2 protein-coding genes are annotated in these 1474 nt (G+C 50.5%); one reads left to right on the forward strand and one right to left on the reverse strand.

Going from position 1 to position 1474, the window contains the following annotated elements; translation table 11 throughout:
• Positions 1 to 257: 257 nt before the first annotated feature.
• Positions 258 to 656, reverse strand: a complete 399-nt coding sequence (locus B3C64_RS08220; RefSeq protein ID WP_291534994.1) for a hypothetical protein — start codon at positions 654 to 656, stop codon at positions 258 to 260.
• 761 nt (positions 657 to 1417) lie between these two features.
• Here B3C64_RS08220 and B3C64_RS08745 point away from each other — a divergent pair.
• On the forward strand, positions 1418 to 1474 hold a 57-nt coding region (locus tag B3C64_RS08745; protein WP_349679968.1), incomplete at its 3' end, for a hypothetical protein.

Genomic DNA, 1474 nt, shown 5'->3' on the forward strand with positions numbered 1-1474 from the left:
TTACAAAAGATGATAAGGATCTGATGGAAACCTATAACAAAACAGTAGATTTTGTTGATTATGCTTCACTCAGGCAAATCGTAAAGGCGATTCAATAACAATACGTTTTATCAAGCTAAGGGAAGCATTGAAAACGAAACGGAAATACCGGACTGCGGAAACGCAGAAGGGGAGCTGCTGGGCGAAAATAATTCCCAAAGGAACCGTTCGAATAGGCGTACTGTTTGACTGCACCTGGTTTTGCTTTAGAGTGTGTTTCACCGATCGCCGAAAAGATGATTGGCGATATCGCCGAGACCACCGAGATTCTCGAGTCCTCCAAGCTGTTCGGCCAAGTTGTCCGCGGTGCCGTTGAGTGTCAATCCGGCATCGGACACGAACTGGTCCAATGCCTCACCGGCCTGTGGCATGGCTTCGGATACCTGTCCAAGGGTCTCACCGCCCAAAGTCTCGGCGGATTCGGCCAGACCTTCGAAACCGGACAGTGTATCGGCGGCCTGATCGCCAACCCCTGTGGCTTCGTCCAGCACGTTGGAAACCGAGTCGATGGCCTGTTGCGCGTCAGGCACGATACCCTCCAGATGTTCTTGGGCCAGACTTCCGAAACCGGAAAGCGCATCCCCCAATGAGTTCTTAGCGAAGTCGAACAGTCCCATGGTCATCCCCCTTACCTTCGAAGAGCCGATATGTTCATCATACCGAATGCTCCGAATGCCGACTGCGGCGCCGAGGTTTTGAGACCGCTCTTTTTATCTGGCTCCAACATGTCCTCTTGACCGTCTCCGCATCGTCACGGCATTGGGACGTCCACGAAGTCCATGACAGGTATTGGCGAATACTTTGGCGTTCGGCATGGCTGGCAGCGCCGATGCCGTTTTGCGGAAGGGAAGATATGCTGATGCACGCATATGTTTTCGCACGATTTGATTTTTCGGATGCCAAAATCAAATCGTGCGATACGTTAGGTGCCGAAAACTATGGTTGGACCTTCAAATAAAGGTTTTGAGAAGAAAAAGAGAGCGAAAGGCGCTGATTTTCTGAGATGGAATTCGCACGATTTTGTCTTGTGCAGCTGAAAACGGAATTGTGCGAAAAATAAGGTGCTCGTCCGGCTTCATAAGGTTCAAAACACTACTGGTCAGCTATGTCTTACTTGGTTGCATGGTTTCGTGACTGATTCCATGCCTATGCGCAGACGATTTCGGTTTCCCACATTGCAGCCATATTGCGGTATTCGTAAATTTCGCATAGATGAGCTTATGCCCAGCGGTTTTCGTCACTATCCCCGGCATTGGATAGGATGCCAAAGGCATATGGCATCCAATGGTGGAGACGATGGAGGGAAGCGATGACGGTTCCGCAACGGGTACTGGATTTGATGAATTCGGGATTGGTGTATTCCTGCGACGACGAGGAGATGGAGCACGCTCAACGGGAACAGATGGAGCTGTTGTACGAGTTCAACGCGACGCGT

It is taken from the genome of Bifidobacterium sp. UBA6881 (genome assembly GCA_002451435.1).
Lineage (GTDB): Bacteria > Actinomycetota > Actinomycetes > Actinomycetales > Bifidobacteriaceae > Bifidobacterium.

Excerpts from the sequence above, each read along its gene's own strand:
- B3C64_RS08220 (WP_291534994.1), bottom strand. The coding sequence starts at position 656 with ATGGGACTGTTCGACTTCGCTAAGAACTCATTGGGGGATGCGCTTTCC.